Origin of the sequence: Stutzerimonas tarimensis (genome assembly GCF_042648805.1) — a bacterium.
Taxonomy (GTDB): Bacteria; Pseudomonadota; Gammaproteobacteria; order Pseudomonadales; family Pseudomonadaceae; genus Azomonas; species Azomonas tarimensis.
In genome coordinates, this window is the sequence record NZ_JBHRXZ010000016.1 from 282,253 (window position 1) to 305,467 (window position 23,215).

The window sequence follows — 23,215 nt, forward strand, 5'->3', positions numbered from 1 at the left end:
GGCAGTCGGCTCTGTTTTGATCGTAGCGACAGCCGGTCTGTCACCCGCGACGATGGACGAGGGGGGGCGCCGCTGGGTCTGATGCGCGGCAACCGGTACCTGATGATACCCAAGGGGGTCTGCCCTTCCCTTGTCCAAACGCGACCCCCGACAGGTAGACTGGCGGCCTCCTCAAGCTCAAGGGCTCATCGTGCAGCACCTCGTTTCCCCCATCGGCCATGTGCGCTCCTGCTTTCGGGAGAAGTTCGCCATTCCGCGCCAGCCTCACCTCGCGCCGGCGGCCCGCGGCGTGCTCGAACTACTGCCGCCCTATGACCAGCCGCAGGCGGTGGAAGGTCTCGAACAGGTGAGTCACGTCTGGCTGCTGTTTCTGTTTCACCAGGCGCTCGAACAGCAACCTCGGCTCAGGGTGCGCCCGCCTCGCCTGGGCGGCAATCGCATGGTGGGCGTGTTCGCCACCCGCGCCACCCACCGCCCGAACGGGATCGGCCAGTCGGTAGTCAGGCTGGACAGGCTTGCGCCTGGCCGCCTGTATCTCTCCGGGATCGACCTGCTCGACGGCACGCCAGTGCTGGACATCAAACCCTACGTCCCCTACGCCGATGCCTGTCTGGAGGCACACAACGGCATGGCCGAGGCAGCCCCCGAGCAGCTGGACGTCCAGTGGTGCAACACGGCCCTGGCGCAGGCTCGCGGTCACGCCCGGCGTCTCGAAGAACCACTGGTGGAGCTCATCGAACAATGCCTGGCACAGGATCCACGCCCGGCCTATCAGACACCCGACCCACAACGCCGCTACGGTACCCGACTGTGGGACCTGGAAGTGCGCTGGCACTATCCAGAGCCCACGCAGATCCGCGTGCTCGAAGTTCTGCCCGCGGCCTGATCCCCCCTGCGCTGTAGCAAGCCCGACAAAGCGGACACTCCTCCTGTTTCCCGCCCGGTCCCAACTCCCTGAATTTCAGGCTTTTTTCGCGCGCGCCAGAGGCGACTGGCGCGGCTTGGATCTTGCAATCATGTCAGCACATTCCCAACAGGACGACCTCCCCCATGGGCCTGTACTTGAGCGTGACCACTGCAAGCAACAACCTGAAAGAGAGCCCCATCAACCGCCATATCATTCGCATGGCCAGTTCCGCCGCGCTCCTGTCGCGGCGTGGGGAGATCCCAGCATCGCCCTCTTTGGACGTGACCTTCATGCTGCCGGGCAAGTACGACAAGCCGGACTTCAGCGGCATGCGCATGGGTGGCTATACCCCGCAAAACGACACCCTGTTCTTTCAGGTCGCGGTGCCCCAGCGGGTCCTGGATTCGGAGCTGACCGAGCCCTACATGGACCTGCTGCTGCAGGATGTGGTGGATAACGCTGCGCAGATGTTCCACGAGAACAGCCTGGCCTTCGACGAGGCCGCCTGGCGGCGCATCATCTTCACGCTCAGCGAATCGGCCGCGCCCCGTCCCGACCTTCACCTGGTCGCCAGGCGCTGAGCCTCCCGCATGACATCGGCTACCTTTTTCGGGGCAGGCTGCGGGATTGGCGACCCGGGAGGTCGTCAGCCCCGCAGGGCTCCGCGAGCATCCCGGATGAGTACGAGGTAACGGGAAAATCCGGCAAACGCCGGCCCGAACACCAGCCAGGCATCCTCGGGATCCCTCTGCTTGAGTTCGGCGACTTCGATCAGTAACCGGTTGAGCATCTTCAGCGCGCCGTCCAGATGCATCACCAGCCAGGCGTCATTGGTGACCCATTTGTCCACCAGTTCATCCAGCCGCGCAAAGGTCCGCCTGAGGATGGGGTAGCCGGTGCGGCTTTCCTTCAGGGTCTTCAATATCAGATAGGCCTCGAAGGCATTCTCCGCACACGGCCTGGGCTTGCTGGCCTGCGTCAGATAACTGGCCCTGAAGGCTTCATGCCGACTGTCGAAGGCGTCGAGAAAGGCCGCCTCCGTGTCGAGCGCGACCAGCGGCTCGAACACGCCGAGCAGCACGTCGTAGCACTTGCCGAGTTCATCGACCAGCGTATCGAAGGGTGTCAGAAACGCCGGGTTGTGGATATGCGTCTTCACCAGTTGGCGAATCGCCGACAGCTCGGTCACGGTCATGCCGAGATTCCCGAGCTCCTTCAGGATGCTTGCTTCGACCCCCATGCCCGCCGGCCTCAGGTCAGATCGCTGATTTCAGCCACGCAGGCGTGATCTTTCACCGCATGCAGGGCGTTGTCGAACACCATGCGCGAGCTGAACAGCAGGCTCTTGGCGACGACATCGCCGACCCCGTCCTTGATCACGAAAAAGCTGTCGCCCGCCGCCACCTTGCCAGCGGCGATCTGGTTGCTCATCAAGGAGCCGACCCGAACGTCCTGAATGGCCTTCTCGGCTTCCTGCTTGCTCGGATATTCGGCGCTCAACAGCAGCACCTCGCCCTTGCTGTCGAGCAGGTGGAAGAAGAACTGCTGATCGCTGTTGCTCTTGAGTTCGAAGACTGCCGACATTTCCATTCTCCCAGGCTGGTTTGGCTGGAACGACTTGTCCATGCGGGCAAGCGACCAGCAGGCGACAGGCTTTTGCAAGGCCGGTGCCAAGGGGAAAAGGGGCGTGCAATCAGCCGCTTGGCGGCAGACAAGCGGGTCGGCGTCGCGCCCTGGCACGACAAGATGTCGCAAAGCGGACCAAGCGCAAGGCCTCAGCGGGGCTTTTCGGGCGTCAGCAACAGATGTTCGCTGCCATAGACCTTGTCGAGATTTTCCGGTTTGAACGGGAAGCTCGCATAGCGCCCCGACAGCCAGCCCTCGATCGCATCGGCGTAATGCGGACTGAGCGGATTGCCCGATTGTCCAGAGCTGTTCATGCCCAGCATCGGCTCGTCGAGGCCGAAGTCGACGATCATGCGCATCGACGGCACCAACCAGGTGTCGAAGCTGGCGCCCCAGGCATAGGCCGACACGTTGAGGGTACTGTGATCCCCACCGGCCGGCAGGGGCCCACGGTCGAGCTGGCGTTGCAGGGCCTGCACCCCGGCGCGCTGCGGCGCGCCCATGAAGGGTGCCAGCTGGCTCGCGCCGCTGTTCCAGGTGTAGCGGTGCAGGCGACCCCATTGCCAGGCGCTGCGATCACTGCCCAGCCGCTCTTCCAGCAGCGCCACCGAGGCAGCAAGGCTGCGGGCGAGAATGGTCGGCTTGTCTTCCTGCTCCTGCGTTGTCCTGTCGTTCCAGAATGGGCTGTCGTCACGCCCCAGCAAATGATCGGCCTGGGCCGAATAAGCGGTACCGGCCACCTGCACCAGCGCCCGCCAGGCGGGCGACTGGCCGCCGCCCAGCTCGTCCTGGAAGATCAAGCGAGCACTCTCCTGCAAAAAGGCGCCGTACAGGGCCGCATCGGCCGAATCCGCGGCGAGTCGTCCGTCAAACGCCAGTAGTCGCGTCAATGCCTCCTGTGCCCGGCCCTGCTCGGCGGCAGGCAGTGCGGCGATGGCTTCGGCCAGCGGCTGCTCCATACCGGGATCCTGGAACATGGCCTTGAGCTTGGCGGCGAAGGGGCTGGTCTGGTCGTACTGCATGGCCATCATGCTGCGGCTGTCATGGCGACCGCTCCCGGCCAGCTCGGCAAGGCGCTCGAAGCGCTCGGGGTAGTGCCAGGAACTGGAAAGCTGCATGCCGTAGCCCCGTGGCGCCACCCTGTGGTTGGCAGTGCCCAGCCAGCCCTGGGGTGGATCCTGGTCGTAGGGGTGCAGCATGGGGTCGGCGAAACCGTCCCAGTCATAGCGGCCATCCCAGCCCGGAGAGGGCATCAGACCGAGCCCGTCACGGCGGTTCGGATAGCGCCCGGTGACCTGCCAGCCGATGCTCTGCGCGTCGGCGAACACCAGGTTCAGTGCACTGGCACGGATCTCACGCGAGGCCTCGAAAGCCTGATCGACATTCTGCGCCCGCGACAGATCAAAGAAGGCGTCCAGCGAGCGGTCCTCGTTCATCGGCAGCTGCCGCAACGCCAGGCCATAGCCGCTCTCGAGCGAAAGCGGCTGAAGCGGATGCTTGCGCTCGCCCAGCACGCTGTTCAGCAACACGCCGTTTCGCGTCTCGTAAAGGGTCTCGCGAATCGGCCGCCCGCCCTTGATGAAAAAGGTTTCATGGCGCTGGCGCGCCGGCAGCCACTGGCCATCGGCCAGATACATCAGGCGGTCGCCCTCGCGGCGAACCTGCTCGAGAAACAGGTCCTGAGTGTCGCCCATGACCATGGTCATGCCCCAGGCAAGCCGGCCATTGTAGCCGGCCACCACGGCGGGAATGCCGGCGATGCTGACGCCGGCAGCCTGGTACTTCGGCGAGCGGATCTGCACGTGGTTCCAGAACGAGGGAATCGCCAGCGGCAGATGAGTGTCGTTGGCCAGCAAGGGCTTGCCGCTGCGGCTGCGCTCGCCTGCAATCGCCCAGTTGTTCGACGCCGCGACATTGTGCAGGCCCAGCGCGGCGATCTGCCCGGCCGCGCGGTCGATGGCCGCCAAGGCCGGCAACTGCCCGGAAAGATCCAGCCCTTCGAGCTTCTGCGCCTCGGCAAAGGCCAGCGGCTCGTCAGGATAGATGGGCAGCAACCAGGCAAGATTCTCCGCACCGACCTGCTGCGCCATCACCAGCGCTGCCACCTCCTCCTGCAGGTTCACTGACAGGCCGAAGTTGAGCAGGCAGAAGAGCAGTACCGAATCCTCGGGCTTCCAGTACTCGGGCCTGTATCCGGAGGCCGCCAGATCCACGGGCAGGTTGTCCTGATGCCGGAACAGATAGGCGTTGACGCCGCGCGAGTAGACCTCGAGGTACTGCTTCATCCGCGGTGTGGCGTTGCGATACAGCACCTGGGCGCTGTCGCGCAGGTTCACCGCACGCATGAAGCGATCAAGCTCCAGAACCCCCGGCCCGACCATTTCCGCCAGTCGACCTTCTGCGGTCAGGCGCAGGCTGACCATCTGGCTCAGGCGGTCGCCGGCATGCACGTAACCCATGGCGAACAGCGCATCGTGAAAATTGCGGCTCTCGATCAGCGGGATGCCCAGTTCACTGCGGCGAATGCTGACGCTGTCGGCCAGCCCGGTAAGCGGCTGGACGCCGCGAGTCGGCATCAGGCTCTCGCCGTAGCGGTTTTCCAGATAGCGGTCGCAGCCGCCGAGGCCGAGCAGGCCGATCGCGGAGACCAGGGCAAGGGAAACAGGCAGGCGCATCGGGGAATCCTGTACGGCGGGTAGCGAATGGTTAAAGCAATGGGTGCTCAGGCCGCCTGGCGCCCGGGCAGCGCCTCGTCCAGCAACCAGCGCGCCGAACGCCGCGCCTCGGCCTTGTGCTTGAGCTCGAGCGCACTGAAGTTGGCTTCGTGACGGCGGCGTTCGTCGCGGTCCAGCGCCTTCCAGCCGGCATGGGTCGGCACATGTTCGGTGGCGTCGTAGAGCTGATGAAAAACCTGGCAGCGCGGATCCTGTCCGAGCGTCATATCGTAGTTGTCGATCAGTACCTTGATGCGGATGGCACCCTCGATCAAGGGTACCTGCTCGTCCAGCAGCGAGCTGGCCAGCACACGAAGATGTTCGGCCAGCGAAGCCCGCCGGCTCGCTTCGGCGTCAGTCTGCTGACGCTCGCGACGCCAGACCTGCCGCCACAGGCGATAGGCATAGAAACCGAGACCGCCGATTACCAGCAGGGCCAGCGCGACCAAGGCGAGCGTCAGGGCCATGGCGGGCTCAGGCGCCGTGGCACTTCTTGAACTTCTTGTCGCTGCCACACGGGCAGGGATCGTTGCGACCCACTTCCTTCAGCGGGTTGCGAACAGGCTCCTGCGCGTGGTGGTTGCAGTGCGGACCGTGGACATGGTGAGCATGGCCGTGATCGTGGTTGCAGTCGGGACCGTGGACGTGTTGATTCTGGTTCATGGATTCACTCCGGGACGAAATCGGCGGGAATTATCTCGCCATCCCTGGAAATCTGCACGCGCTGTCCAAACATCATTCCCGTCTTGAGTTCACCGTCCAGCCGATAACGGATGGGTTGGCTGGGACGCTCCAGCAAGCGGACAACATAGCGCATGTGTCGCCACAGGTTGGTGCGCACCGGCACCTCGTAGATCCCGCGGCTGTTGGCCGGGATGTTGGCCCAGGCACTGGACTCGCCTTCGGCCAGTTCGAGGTCGTTCAGCCAGACCTTGTAGACCAGCCCCCGCACCGGCAGGCTCTTGTCATTGGGGTTGTCGATGCGAAACCGCAGTAGGAACTCCTGCTCCAGCATCCGCGCCTTGACGATGTCGACCTTGACCAACTCAACGTCGGGCTGCTCGAAACGGCCGCCAAACCAGGTCGAGCAGCCGGAAAGCCCGAGCATGAGCCCCAGCAGCAGCCAAGTTCGCAGATATAGTTGCTTTTGCGACAGCGCGGTCATTCCTGACACTCCATACGATGGCTCAGTGTAACAAGCAGCCAGCCGACCGCAATGGTTGTAGCCGTGAAAATAGCTCGGTCATACTTCAATCATTTGACACTGTCGAAAACGCCGCGAAGCGGAAGCGCGGCCATCGTCCAAGGAGCACCAGATGCAACGTTACGAAATTGCCTTCAACGGGGCGCTTGTCCCAGGCGTCGAGCTCGAGCAGGTCCAGGTAAACCTGGCCCGCCTGTTCCAGGCCGACGCCCAGCGCATCGCCGCGCTGTTTTCCGGACGGCGAACCGTCATCAAGCAGAATCTGGACGAAGCCGCGGCGGAGAAGTACCGCCTTATCCTGGAACGCGCCGGGGCCAGGGTGGAGGTCAGTCCCATGGCTGATGTCCAGGACGACGCCGCTGATCGTACACAGCCCGGCGCGGACCTACCGCCATCACCCGCGGCCCGGTTGGAGATCGCGCCGCGCGACGATTACATGGCCGCCTTCATCGACGTCGATGCGCCGGACTTCGGGCTCGCTCCCGCCGGCAGCGACCTGCTTGACCCGCGTGCCGAGGTGCCCGAACCGGCACTGGACCTTTCAGCCCTGAGCCTGGCGCCGGTGGGCAGTGATCTCGGCCAGCGTCCAGCAGATCCGGCCGCCCCGGCACCCGATACCAGCCACCTGAGCCTGGTGCGCTGAGCGGCGAACCTTAGCGGACCCGTCGGGCTCGAACCTTCACATGCTTACCGGTGCAGGTCATGGATCTCGTCATCGCTCGCCCCGAAGGTCTCTATTGCCCCCCGGGCGACTTCTACATCGATCCCTGGAAGCCGGTGCAACGCGCGGTGATTACCCATGCCCACGGCGATCACGCCCGCTGGGGCATGGGCGGGTACCTGGCGGCGCAGCCCAGCGAGGGCATTCTCCGCGCCCGACTCGGTAGCGACATCCGCCTGCAGACCATGGCCTATGGCGAGTCCATCGACCATCACGGGGTGCGCCTGAGTTTTCACCCGGCCGGTCATGTCCTGGGCTCCGCGCAGGTACGCCTGGAGTACCGCGGCGAAGTATGGGTGGCCTCAGGCGACTACAAGGTCGAGCCGGACGGCACCTGCGAGCCGTTCGTACCGGTGCGCTGCCATACCTTCATCAGCGAGTCCACCTTCGGCTTGCCGATCTACCGCTGGCCGGCACAGGCCGAGGTGTTTCGCCAGATCAACGATTGGTGGCGGGCGAATGCCGCCGTGGGGCGCACCTGCGTGCTGTTCTGCTATGCGTTCGGCAAGGCCCAGCGCATCCTCCACGGGCTGGACGCCGACATCGGCCCGATCCTCGTGCATGGCGCGGTGGAGCCGCTGAACCGCGTCTACCGCGAAGCCGGGGTCTGCCTGCCGGAAACCTGCTATGCCGGTGATTTCGCCAGGTCCGACCCGCGCTTGCGCCAGGCACTGGTGGTGGCCCCACCTTCGGCCGGGGGCAGCACCTGGATGCGGCGCTTCGGCGACTATGCCGACGCCTTCGCCAGCGGCTGGATGATGCTGCGCGGAACACGGCGCCGGCGCGGTGTCGACCGGGGCTTCGTGCTGTCCGACCACGCAGACTGGCCGGGCTTGCTCTGGGCCATCGAGCAGACCGGCGCCGAGCGGGTGATGGTCACCCACGGCTCGGTCAGCACCCTGGTGCGCTACCTCTGCGAACGCGGCCTGGATGCCCAGGCGTTCGCCACCGAGTACGGCGAGGAAGACGACGTGGCGGAGACGGCATGAAAGCCTTCGCCGACCTCTATAGCCGCCTGGACGCCACCACCTCGAACAACGCCAAGCTCGCCGCCATGCGTGACTACTTTCGCGAAGCGCCGGCCGAAGACGCGGCCTGGGCGGTGTTCTTCCTCGCTGGCGGGCGGCCACGGCAACTGGTGCCGTCCAGGATCCTGCGCGAGACCGCGATGCATGCCAGTGGCCTGCCCGACTGGCTGTTCGAGGAAAGCTACCAAGCCGTCGGTGACCTGGCCGAAACCATTTCCCTGCTGCTGCAGGACAATAGTGCCTCCAGCAGTGACGAGGGCCTCGCCACCTGGCTGCAGGACAAGCTGCTGCCGCTGCGTGGTCGCCCGCCCGAAGAGATAGCCGAGCGGCTGCCGCTGCTCTGGGCACAGCTCGACCAACGCAGCCTGATGGTCTGCATCAAGCTCATTACCGGCGGGTTCCGCGTCGGGGTGTCGAAGCTCTTGGTGACGCGCGCCCTGGCAGCACTGGCCGAGCTCGATCCCAAACGGGTGGCGCAGCGCCTGGTGGGCTATACCGACCTGTCGCACCGGCCCAGCGCCGAAAGCTTTCTGGCCCTGATCGCCCCGGAGTCGGCTGACGAGCACGTCCAGCGCGGCGGGCAGCCCTATCCCTTCTTTCTCGCCCACTCGTTGCAGGTACCCATAGAAGACTTCGCCGCCCTGCTCGGCGACTCCGCCGGCTGGCTGGTGGAATGGAAGTGGGACGGGATCCGCGCGCAGCTGGTCAAGCGCGACGGCCAGGCATGGATCTGGTCGCGTGGCGAAGAGCTGGTCAGCGACCGCTTTCCCGAGCTGATCGAGGCGGCCAGCGGCCTGCCGGACGGCACGGTACTCGACGGCGAGATCCTGGTGTGGAAGCCGCCGGCGGCAGCTCCCCGTTCGAGCCAGGTCCAAAGTGGCGGAGACGGTGGTTTCCACGTCCAGCCGTTCGCCCTGTTGCAACAGCGCATCGGCCGCAAGACGCTCAACGCAAGGATTCTCGCCGAAGCGCCAGTCGCCCTGCTGGTCTACGACCTGCTCGAATGGCAGGGCGAGGACTGGCGTTCCCGTCCACAGTGGGAACGCCGTGCCCGGCTCGAAGCAGTCATAGGTCACGGCGCGACGTCCCAGGGACAGCTGTTGAACGACGCGGACCAGGCCGCGCCGCTGCTGCTGTCGCCACTGGTGCAGGGGAATGACTGGTTCGAACTGGCCGAGCAACGCGAGGCGTCGCGCCGGCTCGGCGTCGAGGGCTTCATGATCAAGCAGCGCGAGGCGGGGTATGGCGTTGGCCGCACCCGCGATGTCGGCATCTGGTGGAAATGGAAGATCGATCCCTTCTCCATCGATGCGGTGCTGATCTACGCCCAGCGCGGCCACGGCCGTCGCGCCAGCCTCTATAGCGACTACACCTTTGCGGTCTGGGACGGCGAGCCCGGCGATCCCGAGCGCAAGCTGGTGCCCTTCGCCAAGGCCTATTCCGGGCTCACCGATGAGGAAATGCGCAAGGTCGATGCGATCATCCGCAAGACCACGGTGGAAAAATTCGGCCCGGTGCGCAGCGTCACCCCGACCCTGGTGTTCGAGCTGGGCTTCGAGGGCATCGCCGCCAGCAGCCGGCACAAGAGCGGCATTGCCGTGCGCTTTCCGCGCATGCTGCGCTGGCGTCAGGACAAGCCGGTGGAGGAAGCCGACACCCTGACCACCCTCAAGGCCCTGCTTGGATGAGCCAGAGAGTCGCGGAGTGGATGGCGGATCAGGGCTGGTCGCCCTTCCCTTTCCAGCGTGAAGTCTGGCAGGCCATCGGCCGCGGCGAGTCGGGCCTGCTGCACGCGACCACCGGCTCCGGCAAGACCCTGGCGGTCTGGCTGGGTGCCCTGGAGCGCTTCGCCGCCCGCGCCCCCGCTAATGGCAGCCTGCCACTGACGCTGCTCTGGATCACGCCCATGCGTGCGCTGGCCGCCGACACCGCCAGGGCCCTCGAGGCGCCGCTGCGTGGGCTCGACCTGCCCTGGACCCTGGGGCTGCGGACCGGAGATACCTCCGGTGCCGAGCGCGCCCGGCAGAACCGCCGCCTGCCCACGACACTGGTGACCACACCTGAAAGCCTGACGCTGCTGCTGACCCGCGCCGACGCGCGCCATGCCTTCGCCGGCCTTGGCATGCTGGTGGTGGACGAATGGCACGAATTGCTCGGCAACAAGCGCGGGGTGCAACTTCAGCTGGCCCTGGCGCGGCTGCGACAGTGGAACCCGGAGCTAATCGTCTGGGGGCTGTCCGCCACCCTGGGCAACCAGCCGCACGCGCTCGAGGTGCTGGCCGGAGACGACGGTCGGCTGGTCCAGGGGCGCATCGACAAGGCATTGCGCATCGATACCTTGCTGCCCGGCGCCATAGACCGCTTCCCCTGGGCCGGACACCTGGGCCTGCGCATGCTGCCGCAAGTCGTGCAGGAGGTGGAGGCCGCCGCGACCTCGCTGCTGTTCACCAACACCCGCTCGCAGTCGGAACTCTGGTACCAGGCGCTGCTGGAAGCACGTCCCGACTGGGCGGGTCTGATCGCCCTGCACCACGGCTCGCTGTCCCGCGAGACCCGCGACTGGGTCGAGCGCGGCCTCAAGGCAGGCCAGCTCAAAGCGGTGGTCTGCACCTCGAGCCTCGATCTCGGGGTGGATTTTCTGGCGGTCGAACGCGTGCTGCAGATCGGCTCGGCCAAGGGCGTGGCACGTCTCCTGCAACGTGCCGGGCGCTCCGGGCATGCGCCGGGGCGCACTTCGCGAATCACCCTGGTGCCGACCCATAGCCTGGAGATCGTGGAAGCGGCCGCCGTACAGGCCGCTGTCGCCGAGGGCCGCATCGAAGCCCGCGAGGCACCGGCCAAGCCGCTCGACGTGCTGGTCCAGCATCTGGTGAGCATGGCCCTGGGGGGCGGGTTCCATCCGGCGGAACTGCTGCCCGAGATCCGCCAGGCCTGGTCCTACCGGAACCTGACCGACGACGAGTACGCCTGGGCCCTCGCCTTCGTTCGCCACGGCGGCCACTCGCTCAGCGCCTACCCTGACTATCAGCGGGTGGAGCCAGACGAAAACGGCCTGTGGAAGGTGCCCAGCCGCCGCACCGCGCTGCGCCATCGAATGGGCATCGGCACCATCGTCAGCGATGCCAGCCTGACGGTAAAGTTCTGGACCCGCGGTGGCACGGGTGGCTCGCTGGGCTCGGTGGAGGAAGGCTTCATTGCCCGCCTGCGCCCAGGCGACTGCTTTCTCTTTGCCGGACGCCTGCTCGAGCTGGTCCGGGTCGAAGACATGGTCGCCTACGTGCGCCGCGCCAGCGGGCGCAAGGGCGCGGTGCCACGCTGGAATGGTGGGCGCATGCCGCTTTCCAGCGAACTCGCCGACGCTGTGGTGGCGCGCCTCGGCGAAGCGGCCAGAGGAGAAACCCGCAGCCCCGAAATGAGGCTGGTCGAGCCGCTGCTGAAGGTCCAGCGCGAATGGTCGGCACTGCCCGCGGTCGGGCGACTGCTGGCGGAAACGCACCGCTCTCGCGAAGGCTGGCATCTGTTTCTCTACCCCTTCGCCGGTCGGCATGTCCATCTCGGGTTGGCCAGCCTGCTGGCCTGGCGGGTCGGCCGAGGCCAACCGGCCACCTTTTCCATCGCTGTCAACGATTACGGCTTCGAGCTGCTCTGCGCCACGCCCGTGGACTGGCCGACACTGCTGCAACCGGCACTGTTCGAGGGAGACGATTTGCTGGACGATGTGCTCGCCAGCCTGAACGCCGGCGAACTCGCGCGTCGCCGTTTCCGGGAAATCGCCCGAATCGCCGGCCTGGTGTTTTCCGGCTATCCCGGTGCACAGAAAAGCGCTCGCCAGTTGCAGGCCTCCAGCGGCCTGTTCTTTGACGTCTTCCGTCAGTACGACCCCGACAACCTACTGCTGAGCCAGGCTCAGGAAGAGGTGCTGCGCCAGGAACTCGATGTCGATCGCCTAGAGCAGACCCTGTCTCGCTTGCGAACCAGCACGCTGGACATCCATGCGATCAAGCGGCCCACACCCCTGGCGTTTCCGTTGATGGTCGAGCGCTTTCGCGAAAGCATGAGTTCGGAAAAGCTCGCCGACCGCATCGCCCGCATGCTGCGTGACCTGGAAGCCGCGGCTGGTCCCGGACCGGACGAGCCCGGCGCGATCATCGATGCGCAGTCATTCCAGCCCGACAGTCCGCCCAGGCGCAAGCCCCGCGCGCGCAAGGACGGTCGCCCCAGGCCCCTGAAATAGCCCACGGAGACCTCTCAAGTCCCATGCCCACCTACCAGAGCGTCCCGCTCGCCGGCACCGAAGTGTGGCTGCTGCCTGACAAGGCGCTCTTCTGGCCCGCCGAGCAGGCCTTGCTGATCGCAGACGCCCACTTCGGCAAGGCAGCCGCCTTCCGCCGCCTCGGCCAGCCTGTGCCAAGCGGAACCACAGAAGACAACCTCCAGCGGCTCGATGCGCTGCTAGAGGCTTACCCCAGCCGGCAGCTCTTCTTTCTCGGCGATTTTCTGCACGCACCGGAATCCCGGAGCGAGCACCTGACCGCCCGCCTCGCCCGCTGGCGGCGGCAGCACATTGGGCTGGCCATCACCCTCATTCGCGGCAACCACGACCGCCGCGCCGGCGACCCGCCCCGCGCGCTGGACATCGACGTGGTCGACGAACCCCTGCTGCTCGGGCCGCTGGCGCTACGCCACGAACCCGAGCCACATCCGACGCATCATGTGCTGGCCGGGCACCTGCATCCGGCCTTCCGCCTGCGCGGACGGGAACGGACGCAACTGCGCCTGCCTTGCTTCTGCCTCGACGAGGCGGTCAGCCTGCTACCGGCATTCGGAGCCTTCACCGGCGCGATGGAGATCCGGCCTGCACCGCAGCGACGCATATTCGTGGTGGCCGAGGGTGCGGTCTGGCCCGTCGCGACTAGTGCTCGGTAATACCCGTGATGGTGATGCCGAAGCGCTCGGAAAGCAGCACCGCGGGGGTCTGCTCCTCGCCCGGATCGACCTCGTATTCGAGCTCCTCGTATTCCTGTTCCGCCTTCTGGGTCACCAGACCCACAGCCTCGTCCAATTCGGGCCTGTGCTCCGATTCCACTTTCAACACATGGGTGTTGTTGTCCACGTTGTACGTGATGATCCAGGTGGTCATGCGCATTCCCCTACAAGAGCCTAATCGTGACCAAAAAGAGGGACCTGGCCGGTCTGAGGCTATCGTAGCGCTGCGCCGCGAGGGTCGCGGAAACGGCAACGCATCAATGGAGACCTCGACATCAATGAAGCGTAACGCCCGGTAAGGTCACCATATGCCGATTTAGACTAGTCGCCTCGCCGCAGTTCTGCCGCGTCCATCGTCTCGGCGGCCTTTCGTCGAAAGGTTGGAACGGGCAAGCGCCTGCTCAGGTCCCCCGTATGACCGGGGCGCCCGCCCCAACCGACCCGAGCAAGACTGGCGCAGCGAATTCCGTTCTTGCTGTCCAGGCCGCGTGAGCCAGGCCCATGAAAACGTCTTCCACCCGCCATTCGGCACCTGACGACGACACCCTGATCAGGCTACTGCGTCAATCCGCCGAGCCGCTCGTCGACATCGACTCACCGGAGTTCGCTGCGCCATTCGAGCGCTTCGCCGATGCCCGGGTAGTGCTGATCGGCGAAGCCAGTCATGGCACCTCGGAGTTCTACCGCGCCCGCGCGGCGATTACCCGCTGCCTGATCGAACGGCACGGCTTCTCCATCGTCGCCGTCGAAGCGGACTGGCCAGACGCGGGGCTGATCGACCGGGAAGTGCGCGGCGGCGAATCCTCAGGCTGGATCTACGAAGGTTTCCAGCGCTTTCCCACCTGGATGTGGCGCAATCGCGAGGTGGCAGCCTTTGTCGACTGGCTACGCGAGCACAATCGCTCTCTGCCCCCGGCGAGTCGCTGCGAGTTCCGCGGCCTCGATGTGTACAGCCTCGGTGCTTCACTGGAGCAGGTCACTCGCTATCTCGACCGCGTCGACCCGGATGCTGCCGTCACGGCTCGCGAGCGTTACGGCTGCCTGACGCCCTGGCAGCACGACCCGGCGCTCTATGGCCACAACGTGGCCCGGCTGGGACGCGAGTCCTGTGAGGACGAGGTGGTGGCGCAGCTGCAAGACCTGCTGGAACAGCGCCTGGTGTACATGCGCGAGGATGGCGAGCAGTTTTTCGATGCCGAACGCAACGCCCGCGTGGTGCTGGCCGCAGAGCAGTACTACCGCACCCTGTACCGCGGTTCCACAGCGTCCTGGAACCTGCGCGACCGGCACATGTTCGACACCCTGCAGGCGCTGCTGCAACGCCGTGGCGATAGCGCGAAGGCAGTGGTCTGGGCGCATAACTCGCACATCGGTAACGCGGCCGCCACGAGCATGGGCTGGGGCGGCGAGTTCAACGTCGGGGAGCTGTGCCGCACGACCTACGGCCAGGATGCGGTACTGCTCGGGCTGTTCACCGATCGGGGTACGGTGGCCGCGGCAGACAACTGGGACGAGCCGATGCACGTCATGCCGGTACGCCCGTCACGGGATGACAGCTGGGAACGGCTGTTCCTGCGCGCAGGCTTGCCGGCCTCGCTTACCTGCTGGCGCGAGCCGTCGGCCAGCCGCTTGCGCGAGGCGCTCTCGCGGCCCCGGCTCGAACGTGCCATCGGGGTCATCTACCGGCCCCAGACCGAGCGTCAGAGCCATTATTTCCAGGCGGTCCTGGCCAAGCAGTTCGATGCGCTGCTCTGGTTCGAGGAAACCCAGGCGGTCACCCCGCTGGGACCACAGCTATCCGCATTGGGCGACGCGCCCGACACCTATCCGTTCGGAGAGTAACCATGCCCCCTATCGCTCATCCGTATCTGTTCGAGGATCGTTGTCATGCCGGGCGCGAACTGGCCGAGGCGCTGAAGCACCTCGCTGTCGAGGAGCCACTGGTGCTGGCCCTGCCGCGCGGTGGCGTGCCGGTCGCCTACGAGATCGCCGCCGCGCTGGAGGCGAGGCTGGACATCGCCCTGGTACGAAAGATCGGCGCTCCGCACAACGAGGAAATGGCGCTGGGCGCTGTGATAGACGGTGCCGATCCGCAATGGGTGGTCAATAGCGAGCTGGTTCGCCAGCTGTCGCTACCGTCCGGCTGGTTCGAAGAGGAAAAGGCCCGCCAGCTGCTGGAGCTTGAACGACGGCGCAAGTGCTACTGCGGCGACCGGGAACCGCCGAGGGTGGTCGGGCGCTGCGTGATTCTGGTGGATGATGGCGTCGCCACCGGCGCCTCGATGCGCGCTGTGCTCAAGGGGTTGCACAAGGCCGGCGCCGCGCGGTTGGTAACCGCCGTTCCGGTGGGCGCCCGCGACGCCATCGCAGCCTTGCGGGACGAGGTGGACGAAATGGTCTGCCTGGCGATGCCGGAACCCTTCATCGGGGTAGGCTGCCATTACCGGGATTTCAGCCAGACCCCTGATGACGAGGTGGTACGCCTGCTGGAACGTGCCGCCGCCTCTGGATCACGGCAGTCATCCCGGCATGCAGGCTGAATCAGGCAACCGGCGCTGGCGGCGGCTGGTCAGGTACGGTGGGCTCGCCAGGCTCGGTGGGTTGCACCGGCACGCCCGGCTCCTCAGGGTCGCCGGCCACTCCGGCTACGAACCATTGAGGTGCATTGGCGGCCCGATCGGGATGAATCGAGGTTCGGAAGATAGACATGAGCGCCCTCCAGGAGATTTGGCTCCGGGCGGGCGCATCACCCGCCCCAGTAATGCTGTAGACGGCGGGTAGCCTGGATGAATTCCACCCGGTCGACGGGCGGGCTCACCACATCAGATCGTCAGGCACCTTGTAGGCCGCGTAGGGATCATCATCCTCCGCTGCCTCGGTGGGCGTGTTGAGCAGCACGATACGCTGCTTGTCACGCTCCTGGATTTTCAGCGCGGCGTCTCGCGGGATCATCTCGTAGGCTCCGCCGTGGCGGACGATGGCCAGCGACCCTCGCGAGAGCTTGTCGCGCAGCATGTCGTTCACCGCGATGCGCTTGACCTTCTTGCCATCGACGAAGTTGTAGTAGTCGTCACCGTTGAGCTTGGGCAGGCGGCTGCTTTCAATGAGCTGCTTGATCTGCGCCTGACGCGCCTTCTGCTCGGCCTTTTCCTGCTGCTGCCGGTTCAGTTCGCGATCACGCTCCACCTTCTCGGCATGCGCCTTGAGCGCGGCGTCGCGAAGCGACTCGTCTTTCTCGACCTGTCCCTTCCGCTCCAGGCGTTCCTGTTTCTGCTTTTGCTTACTGGCCTGCTTGGCCTGTTTCTCATTGACCAGCCCGGCGTTGAGCAACTGATCCCGAAGGGAGAGTCCCATGTTCGACCTTTCTTTCAGTGTGGGTGGGGCGCCTGCAAGTCTGCGGCGTGGGGCGGACAAGTCAAGCCCCGGACGCCCGGCCGGCTAAAGCTGGCGTTCGACGCGCTTGGCGCTGTCCCAAAGGGCATCGAGCTCCGTCAGCGAAGTGTCCTCGATGGCTTTGCCTTCCCCGCGCAGCGCTTGCTCGATGAAGCGGAAGCGCCGCTCGAACTTGCCATTGGCCTGGCGCAGGCTGGCCTCGGGATCGAGCCGCAGGTGGCGGGCCAGGTTGACCACGACGAACAGCAGATCGCCGGTCTCGTCGTTGATCGCTGAATCGTCGCCCGCCTCGATGGCCTCGCGCAGCTCGTCTAGTTCCTCACGCACCTTGTCCAACACCGGCCCGACGTCCGTCCAGTCGAAGCCGACCTGGGCAGCACGGTTCTGCAGCTTGGCGGCACGGCTGAGGGCCGGCAAGGCGCCGGGCACATCGTCAAGCAGCGACAGCTGGCGGGGCGATGCGGCCTTCTCGGCTCGCTCTTCGGCTTTGATCTCTTCCCAGCGCCGCTTGACTTGATGCTCGTCCAGACGTGGCTGATCCAGAGAGCCATAGAGGTCCCCATCAGGAAAAACATGGGGATGGCGCCGGACGAGCTTGCGGGTGATGCCGTCGACCACCGCGGCAAAGTCGAAGCGACCCTCCTCCCGGCCCAACTGGCTGTAATAGACAATCTGGAACAGCAGGTCACCGAGCTCCCCTGCCAGGTGATCGAAATCGCCGCGCTCGATGGCATCGGCCACTTCGTAAGCCTCTTCCAGGGTATGCGGCACGATGCTGGCGTAATCCTGTTTGAGATCCCAGGGACAGCCGTACTCGGGATCGCGCAGGCGAGCCATCAGGTGCAGCAGGTCGTCGAGCTGGTACATGGCATCTCCGGGCGGCATGTCGGGCCACCGAGCATACCCTATCCGCGCAGCGCATCCCGGTGCTCGGGCAGCATGCCCAGACGTTTCCAGCGGGGCAGTACCAGCCGCTCGAAGCACTCCAGGCGACGCATCGCATCCTCATCCATGCTGATCTCGAAACCGCTCAGGAGGATCTGCACCATTTCCTCCATCAGTTGGCCTTCGACATCGGGACAGCGCTGCAGCACCAGCATCGCCGCCATCTGCAGAGGGTCGGCCGGCAGCGGCGCGCCCAGTCCGGGCGCGGCCAGGAAGGCATAGGGCTCACCGCGCAAGGCATGCTCGGCAATGATCCCGTTGAGAGTCCGGCAGCGCTCCATCGCCAGCGAATCCACGGGCAATGGCGTGTCGTCAGTGCAAGGCGAAACCTTGCTGGCGTCGAGCATCTGGCCGCCCGGCTTGAGCCAGCGGCGCACGCAGCGCTGCACCGCCCGGCGGGCCGCGCCGCTGTCAGGCATCCGTCCCTTCTGAACGATGAGGAAGTCATGTAGAGGACCACGCATGCAAGTGCCCTGCGCCAGGTTCTCGAACTCTGCGCGGATGAAGATCACGTTGTTCACCCCGGCCGCCTCCGCCAGGCGGCGGCCCCGACCGATCCTCCCGGCATCCGGGTCGATGATGATGAACCGATCACGGGGATAGACGGCCGCATTGATCACGGCGCCAAGGCCAGTGCCGCAGCCCAGTTCGCACCATGAGCGACTCTGCACGCCATTGGCCTCTCCATGTGCGGAGACGATGGCGGGAAGCGAGATGGGTGGATATTCGACGAGTTCCGGGAAGATGCGCATGAGCATGATCTGTCATCCTGATAGGCCCGCAGCCGAGCTGCCTGAGCGATAGCGTTGCGGTTTCTCAACGCCGCTGACGACCGGACGGCATACGCTCCCGGCACGCACGCTAATGATAGTCATTATCATTAGCGTGTAAAGACCAACGCTCCCCATAATGCCGGACGGCACTCTATTTTGGATGGCGAGTAGTCGCGGCGGCGGGCATCCCCGCCGCCGCGCTGCATCTAGAGTGCGCGGTGGCGGCGCGCCTCGATGATGTTGGGTAGCTGCGAGATGCGTCCGAGCAGACGGCCAAGCGCGTCGAGACTGGGGATCTCGATGGTCAGGGCCATCTGCGCCGTGCTGTCTTCCTTGTTCGACCGGGTGTTGACGGCCAGCACGTTGATCTTCTCGTTGAGCAGCACCTGGGAGACGTCGCGCAACAGCCCCGAGCGGTCGAAGGCGCGGATGGTGATCTGCACCGGGTAGACCTTCTCCGGCACCGGGCCCCAGCTCACCTGGATCATCCGCTCCGGCTCGCGGCCTGTCAGTTGCAGCGCATTGCCACAGTCCTGCCGGTGAATGGTGACGCCGCGACCAAGGGTGATGTAGCCGACGATCGGATCGCCAGGCAGCGGCTGGCAGCAGTTGGCCATCTGCGTCATCAGGTTGCCGACACCCTGGATCTGGATGTCGTCGCGGCGACCGGGGCGCGCCACCGGGGCCGACTTGCGCGGGATGAGGTCCAACTGGTCTACGCCACGCTCCGGCTCGACCAGTTGCTGTGCCAGGTTGACCACCTGGGTCAGGCGCAGGTCGGCCGCGCCCAGGGCGGCGAACAGGTCTTCCGCAGTCTTGAGGTTCGCTTTTTCCGCCAAACGCTCGTAATCCACCGGCGGCATGTCGAGCCGCGCCAGCTCGCGCTCCAGCAGCGATTTGCCGGCGGCGACGTTCTGGTCACGCGCCTGCAGCTTGAACCAGTGAACAATCTTTGCCCGCGCCCGAGAGGTGGTGATGTAGCCCAGGTTGGAGTTGAGCCAGTCACGGCTCGGCGAACCCTGCTTGCTGGTGATGATTTCCACCTGCTCGCCGGTCTGCAGGCTGTAGTTCAGCGGGACGATACGCCCGTTGACCTTGGCGCCGCGGCAGTTGTGGCCGATCTCGGTGTGCACCCGATAGGCGAAGTCCAGCGGCGTCGCGCCCTTGGGCAGGTCGATGGCATGGCCGTCCGGGGTGAACACGTACACCCGGTCCGGCTCGATATCCACGCGCAGCTGCTCGGCCAGACCGCCGATGTCGCCGAGCTCCTCGTGCCATTCGAGCACCTGGCGCAGCCAGGAGATCTTTTCTTCGTAATGGTTGGAGCCGCTTTTGACGTCCGTACCCTTGTAGCGCCAGTGCGCGCAGACGCCAAGCTCGGCTTCCTCGTGCATCGCGTGGGTGCGAATCTGCACCTCCAGCACCTTGCCTTCGGGCCCGATCACCGCGGTGTGCAACGAGCGGTAGCCGTTCTCCTTGGGGTTGGCGATATAGTCGTCGAACTCCTTGGGAATGTGCCGCCACAGCGAGTGGACGATGCCAAGGGCGGTGTAGCAGTCGCGAACCTCGGGAACCAGCACGCGCACGGCGCGCACGTCATAGATCTGGCTGAACTGCAGGCCTTTCTTCTGCATCTTCCGCCAGATCGAATAGATGTGCTTGGCCCGCCCGTTGATGTCGGCCTTGATCCCCGTCTCGCTGAGCGACTCGCGCAGCTGCTGCATCACGGTGTTGATGTAGAGCTCGCGATCGACTCGCCGCTCATGCAGCAGTTGGGCGATCTGCTTGTACTGCATGGGCTCGAGGTACCGAAACGAGAGATCCTCGAGTTCCCACTTGATATGGCCAATCCCGAGGCGATGGGCCAGCGGCGCGTAGATATCGAATACCTCGCGGGCGACCCGCCGACGCTTTTCCTCGTCGGCGCTCTTGACCGCACGGATGGCAATGGTGCGCTCGGCCAGCTTGATCAGTGCCACCCGCACGTCATCGACCATCGCCACCAGCATCCGGCGCAGGTTCTCGACCTGGACCTGGGTGCCGAGCACCAGCGACTCGCGGGGATTGATGCTGGCGCTGATGGCTGCCATGCGCAGCACGCCTTCGATCAGCTTGCCGACCACGTCGCCAAAGCGCGGCTGCACCTGGGACAGCTGGATCTTGTCTTCGCGCACACCACGGTAGAGAACCGCCGCCACGAGGCTGTCCTGATCGAGCTTGAGATCGGCGAGGATCTCGGCAATCTCGAGCCCGGTCTGGAAGCTCGACGCCTCCCCCCAGGACGTGTCGGTGATCTTGGCATCAGCCTCGGCGCTGCGGGCAAGTTCGCACGCCTCCTTGAGGGCCGCGCGGTCCAACGCCGGGTCCATGCTCAGCACATGATCGAGCCAGCGCTCTAGGTCGATGCTGCCATCGGTGTTGACTGGCTGAAGCGCTCTAACCTGTACCATCCTTCTTCCCTCTGCGCAGTGCCTGCGCAAAAAACACCCGGCTCGTCGCCGTGTGATGACTCGCTGCCCTCAGGCAGCCGGCTTACATCTTTTCAAACAAAGCCATGGCTTCGACATGCGCCGTCTGCGGAAACATGTCCAGTACTCCTGCTCGCCGGAGTCGATACCCCTGACGGCCCAGTTCGACCGCATCCCGGGCGAGGGTCGCCGGGTTGCAAGAAACGTACAAAACCCGCCTGGCCGCTAGTGACTCGATTTGCCGCACGACTTCCAACGCCCCATCCCGCGGCGGATCCAGCAGCACCGCGGGAAAACCCTGGGCCGCCCATGGGGCGACGGCAAGCGGCTTCGACAGATCGGCCCGGTAAAAGTGCGCATTCGTCAGCCTGTTGTGCTCGGCATTGGTGCGCGCCCGTGCCACCATGGCTTCCACGCCTTCTATTCCGACCACCGAGCCGGCCAATCGAGCCAGCGGCAGGGAGAAATTACCCACCCCGCAGAACAAGTCCAGCACCGCCTCGTCCGGCTTCGGCGCCAGCCACTCGAGGGCCTGGGCGATCATGGCGTCATTCACCGGGGCGTTCACCTGAATGAAGTCGCCTGGTCGGTAATTCAACTCCAGACTCCAGGGCTCCAGGCGATAGGCCAGTCGCTGGGTGGAGTCGAAGCGTTCCGGCTCGCCGGCGCCCTGCAGCCAGAGCTGTGCGGCATGCGCCTGGCAGAAGTCCGTCAGGCGCTGGAGATCACCCGGTTGCAGCGGCTGCACATGCCTGACCAGCACGGCTTCGGCGGTACCGCTGAAAAGCTCCACATGACCGACGGCCCGGGGTTGTTGCAGCGACCGCAGCGTCGTCAGGAGCGACGGCAACAGACGTTGCAAAGGCTCTACCAGAACCGGGCATTCGTCGATCGAGACGATGGTCTGGCTCGCCGACGCACGAAAGCCCAGGTCCAGCGCAGCTGTCTGCGAATTCCAGCGTACCGCCAGCCGAGCACGGCGTCGGTAGCCCAAGGCAGGGCCTGTCAGGGGCGCCGCCCAGGTTTCAGCTTCCAGGCCGGCGAAGCGCTGAAGCTGCTCGGCCAGGGTGCGCTGCTTCAGTGCCAGCTGATCTTCAGGGGACGCATGCTGGAGACTGCATCCCCCGCAAGTGCCGGCGTGCCTGCAGGCGGGGTCCTGCCGAGCGGGGCTGCTCGACTGCACGCGCTCGGCCCGCGCCTCGACGATCTTGCCGCGCGCGGCGAGCACCCGCGCCTCGACTGCCTCGCCCGGCAGTGCGCCAGAGACAAACCAGGTCAGGCCGTCATGAAAGGCGATTCCACGCCCGTCGTGGGACAGCCGCTCGATCACCAACTGCTGTTTCTTGCCGGTCGGCACCCGCGTCACGCGCGCACCGCCACTGGGTTGCAAGCGCAGGCTTGAACCACGTCTGGCCATTTCTTTACCTACCGGGGCGCACTGGTTGCAAGGACGCTCCGGAACGCAGGGCAGGCCGGAGCGACGGGTCTGGCTGTCATCTGGCGTCGTACACGCCAGTGGATAGATAGCGGTCGCCGCGGTCGCAGATGATCGCCACGATCACCGCATTCTCGACCTCCTGCGACAGCCGCAAGGCCGCCGCCACGGCACCACCGGAGGACACGCCACAGAAGATGCCCTCCTCGCGCGCCATCCGCCGCATCACCTCTTCGGCTTCAGCCTGGGACATGTCCACCACTCGGTCGACCCGCTCGGACTGGAAGATCCTGGGCAGGTACTCCTCCGGCCAGCGACGGATACCAGGGATCGCCGCGCCTTCCATGGGCTGCAAGCCGATGATCTGCACCTCGGGGTTCTGTTCCTTGAGGTAGCGCGACACGCCCATGATGGTTCCGGTGGTGCCCATGGAGCTGACGAAATGGGTGATGGTGCCGCCAGTCTGCTGCCAGATCTCGGGGCCCGTGCCCTGGTAGTGGGCCTCCGGGTTGTCGCCATTGCCAAACTGGTCGAGCACCTTGCCGCGCCCCTGGGATTGCATCAGCAGGGCCAGGTCCCGTGCGCCCTCCATACCCTCCTCCTTGGAGACGAGGATGAGCTCGGCACCATAGGCGGTCATCGCCGCCTTGCGCTCGGCACTTGAGTTGTCCGGCATGATCAGGATCATCCGGTAGCCCTTGATCGCCGCAGCCATGGCCAGGGCGATACCGGTGTTGCCGGAGGTCGCCTCGATCAGGATATCGCCGGGCGCGATAGCACCGCGCGCCTCGGCCCGGGCGATCATCGACAGCGCCGGGCGATCCTTCACCGAGCCCGCCGGATTGTTGCCCTCGAGCTTCACCAGCAGGGTGTTGCTTGTCTGGCCGGGCAAACGCTGCAAACGAACCAGCGGAGTATTGCCAACGCAATCGGCAATCGTCGGATATGGGATGGTCATGGCGCTTCTGTCCATTGAGCGGGATGAGGTTGCCATGATACCCCAACCCCGAGTAGC

23 protein-coding genes are annotated in these 23,215 nt (G+C 65.5%); 9 read left to right on the forward strand and 14 right to left on the reverse strand.

From position 1 onward, the window contains the following. Window positions 1–190 precede the first annotated feature (190 nt). Entirely contained in the window at window positions 191–886 is a 696-nt protein-coding gene (tsaA, locus tag ACFOMF_RS06565; RefSeq protein ID WP_386362570.1) for a tRNA (N6-threonylcarbamoyladenosine(37)-N6)-methyltransferase TrmO, read from the forward strand. A gap of 164 nt (window positions 887–1,050) precedes the next feature. Continuing rightward, a complete protein-coding gene (locus ACFOMF_RS06570; protein WP_386362572.1) occupies window positions 1,051–1,488 on the forward strand; it encodes a hypothetical protein in 438 nt (145 codons plus the stop codon). Between the two features lie 65 nt (window positions 1,489–1,553). Here ACFOMF_RS06570 and ACFOMF_RS06575 read toward each other — a convergent pair whose 3' ends face one another. The 6 genes from ACFOMF_RS06575 to ACFOMF_RS06600 all read right to left on the reverse strand — a co-directional run bounded on the left by ACFOMF_RS06575 (window position 1,554) and on the right by ACFOMF_RS06600 (window position 6,412). After that, a complete protein-coding gene (locus ACFOMF_RS06575; RefSeq protein ID WP_386362575.1) occupies window positions 1,554–2,147 on the reverse strand; it encodes a hypothetical protein in 594 nt (197 codons plus the stop codon). 11 nt (window positions 2,148–2,158) lie between these two features. Next, the gene (locus tag ACFOMF_RS06580) at window positions 2,159–2,491 is read right to left on the reverse strand and encodes a YegP family protein (RefSeq protein WP_386362578.1); all 333 of its coding nucleotides are present in this window, start codon (window positions 2,489–2,491) and stop codon (window positions 2,159–2,161) included. Between the two features lie 191 nt (window positions 2,492–2,682). After that, a complete protein-coding gene (locus ACFOMF_RS06585) occupies window positions 2,683–5,208 on the reverse strand; it encodes a penicillin acylase family protein (protein WP_386362580.1) in 2,526 nt (841 codons plus the stop codon). 47 nt (window positions 5,209–5,255) lie between these two features. Beyond that, window positions 5,256–5,714 (reverse strand): DUF2489 domain-containing protein, encoded by a 459-nt coding sequence (locus tag ACFOMF_RS06590; RefSeq protein ID WP_386362583.1) that lies wholly within the window; start codon window positions 5,712–5,714, stop codon window positions 5,256–5,258. 7 nt (window positions 5,715–5,721) lie between these two features. Next, the gene (locus tag ACFOMF_RS06595) at window positions 5,722–5,910 is read right to left on the reverse strand and encodes an SEC-C metal-binding domain-containing protein (RefSeq protein WP_386362586.1); all 189 of its coding nucleotides are present in this window, start codon (window positions 5,908–5,910) and stop codon (window positions 5,722–5,724) included. Window positions 5,911–5,914: 4 nt separating this feature from the next. Further along, window positions 5,915–6,412, reverse strand: coding sequence for an LEA type 2 family protein (locus tag ACFOMF_RS06600; protein ID WP_386362589.1), 498 nt, complete (start codon window positions 6,410–6,412; stop codon window positions 5,915–5,917). A gap of 151 nt (window positions 6,413–6,563) precedes the next feature. Here ACFOMF_RS06600 and ACFOMF_RS06605 point away from each other — a divergent pair, with 151 nt between their 5' ends. From ACFOMF_RS06605 to pdeM, 5 genes are read left to right on the forward strand one after another with little or no spacing between them, the layout of a single operon-like run. After that, window positions 6,564–7,094 (forward strand): hypothetical protein, encoded by a 531-nt coding sequence (locus ACFOMF_RS06605; RefSeq protein ID WP_386362592.1) that lies wholly within the window; start codon window positions 6,564–6,566, stop codon window positions 7,092–7,094. Between the two features lie 59 nt (window positions 7,095–7,153). Next, a complete protein-coding gene (locus ACFOMF_RS06610) occupies window positions 7,154–8,161 on the forward strand; it encodes a ligase-associated DNA damage response exonuclease (RefSeq protein ID WP_386362594.1) in 1,008 nt (335 codons plus the stop codon). After that, window positions 8,158–9,888 (forward strand): ATP-dependent DNA ligase, encoded by a 1,731-nt coding sequence (locus tag ACFOMF_RS06615; RefSeq protein ID WP_386362597.1) that lies wholly within the window; start codon window positions 8,158–8,160, stop codon window positions 9,886–9,888. Before ACFOMF_RS06610 ends, ACFOMF_RS06615 begins: the two co-directional genes overlap by 4 nt. Next, window positions 9,885–12,434: a ligase-associated DNA damage response DEXH box helicase gene (locus ACFOMF_RS06620; protein WP_386362600.1), complete on the forward strand. Its 2,550-nt coding sequence runs from the start codon at window positions 9,885–9,887 to the stop codon at window positions 12,432–12,434. Before ACFOMF_RS06615 ends, ACFOMF_RS06620 begins: the two co-directional genes overlap by 4 nt. A 23-nt stretch (window positions 12,435–12,457) precedes the next feature. Further along, on the forward strand, window positions 12,458–13,126 hold the full coding sequence (pdeM, locus tag ACFOMF_RS06625) for a ligase-associated DNA damage response endonuclease PdeM (RefSeq protein WP_386362603.1): 669 nt from the start codon (window positions 12,458–12,460) through the stop codon (window positions 13,124–13,126). Here the strand turns inward: pdeM and ACFOMF_RS06630 are convergent. Further along, window positions 13,113–13,340, reverse strand: a complete 228-nt coding sequence (locus tag ACFOMF_RS06630) for a hypothetical protein (RefSeq protein WP_386362605.1) — start codon at window positions 13,338–13,340, stop codon at window positions 13,113–13,115. The genes pdeM and ACFOMF_RS06630 overlap by 14 nt on opposite strands. Before the next feature lie 347 nt (window positions 13,341–13,687). Between ACFOMF_RS06630 and ACFOMF_RS06635 the strand changes: the two genes are divergently transcribed. Both ACFOMF_RS06635 and ACFOMF_RS06640 read left to right on the forward strand, forming a co-directional pair. Continuing rightward, window positions 13,688–15,028, forward strand: a complete 1,341-nt coding sequence (locus ACFOMF_RS06635) for an erythromycin esterase family protein (RefSeq protein ID WP_386362607.1) — start codon at window positions 13,688–13,690, stop codon at window positions 15,026–15,028. A 2-nt stretch (window positions 15,029–15,030) separates the two neighbouring features. After that, the gene (locus tag ACFOMF_RS06640; RefSeq protein WP_386362610.1) at window positions 15,031–15,726 is read left to right on the forward strand and encodes a phosphoribosyltransferase; all 696 of its coding nucleotides are present in this window, start codon (window positions 15,031–15,033) and stop codon (window positions 15,724–15,726) included. A gap of 1 nt (window position 15,727) precedes the next feature. On the opposite strand, the gene ACFOMF_RS06645 is transcribed toward ACFOMF_RS06640, so the two are convergent. The 7 genes from ACFOMF_RS06645 to cysM all read right to left on the reverse strand — a co-directional run bounded on the left by ACFOMF_RS06645 (window position 15,728) and on the right by cysM (window position 23,158). Continuing rightward, complete coding sequence (locus ACFOMF_RS06645) at window positions 15,728–15,895, reverse strand: hypothetical protein (protein ID WP_386362613.1); 168 nt, start codon at window positions 15,893–15,895, stop codon at window positions 15,728–15,730. Between the two features lie 105 nt (window positions 15,896–16,000). Then, window positions 16,001–16,540, reverse strand: a complete 540-nt coding sequence (locus ACFOMF_RS06650; RefSeq protein WP_386362616.1) for a DUF2058 domain-containing protein — start codon at window positions 16,538–16,540, stop codon at window positions 16,001–16,003. Window positions 16,541–16,624: 84 nt separating this feature from the next. Next, window positions 16,625–17,446: a nucleoside triphosphate pyrophosphohydrolase gene (mazG, locus tag ACFOMF_RS06655; RefSeq protein ID WP_386362619.1), complete on the reverse strand. Its 822-nt coding sequence runs from the start codon at window positions 17,444–17,446 to the stop codon at window positions 16,625–16,627. A 38-nt stretch (window positions 17,447–17,484) separates the two neighbouring features. After that, window positions 17,485–18,282, reverse strand: a complete 798-nt coding sequence (locus tag ACFOMF_RS06660; protein WP_386362622.1) for a class I SAM-dependent methyltransferase — start codon at window positions 18,280–18,282, stop codon at window positions 17,485–17,487. A gap of 221 nt (window positions 18,283–18,503) precedes the next feature. After that, window positions 18,504–20,747 carry a GTP diphosphokinase gene (gene relA / locus ACFOMF_RS06665; protein ID WP_386362625.1) on the reverse strand — a complete coding sequence of 748 codons (2,244 nt, stop codon included), beginning with the start codon at window positions 20,745–20,747 and terminating at the stop codon, window positions 18,504–18,506. 82 nt (window positions 20,748–20,829) lie between these two features. Further along, a complete protein-coding gene (gene rlmD / locus ACFOMF_RS06670) occupies window positions 20,830–22,182 on the reverse strand; it encodes a 23S rRNA (uracil(1939)-C(5))-methyltransferase RlmD (protein WP_386362628.1) in 1,353 nt (450 codons plus the stop codon). Window positions 22,183–22,258: 76 nt separating this feature from the next. Then, a complete protein-coding gene (gene cysM, locus ACFOMF_RS06675; RefSeq protein WP_386362631.1) occupies window positions 22,259–23,158 on the reverse strand; it encodes a cysteine synthase CysM in 900 nt (299 codons plus the stop codon). Window positions 23,159–23,215 lie beyond the last annotated feature (57 nt).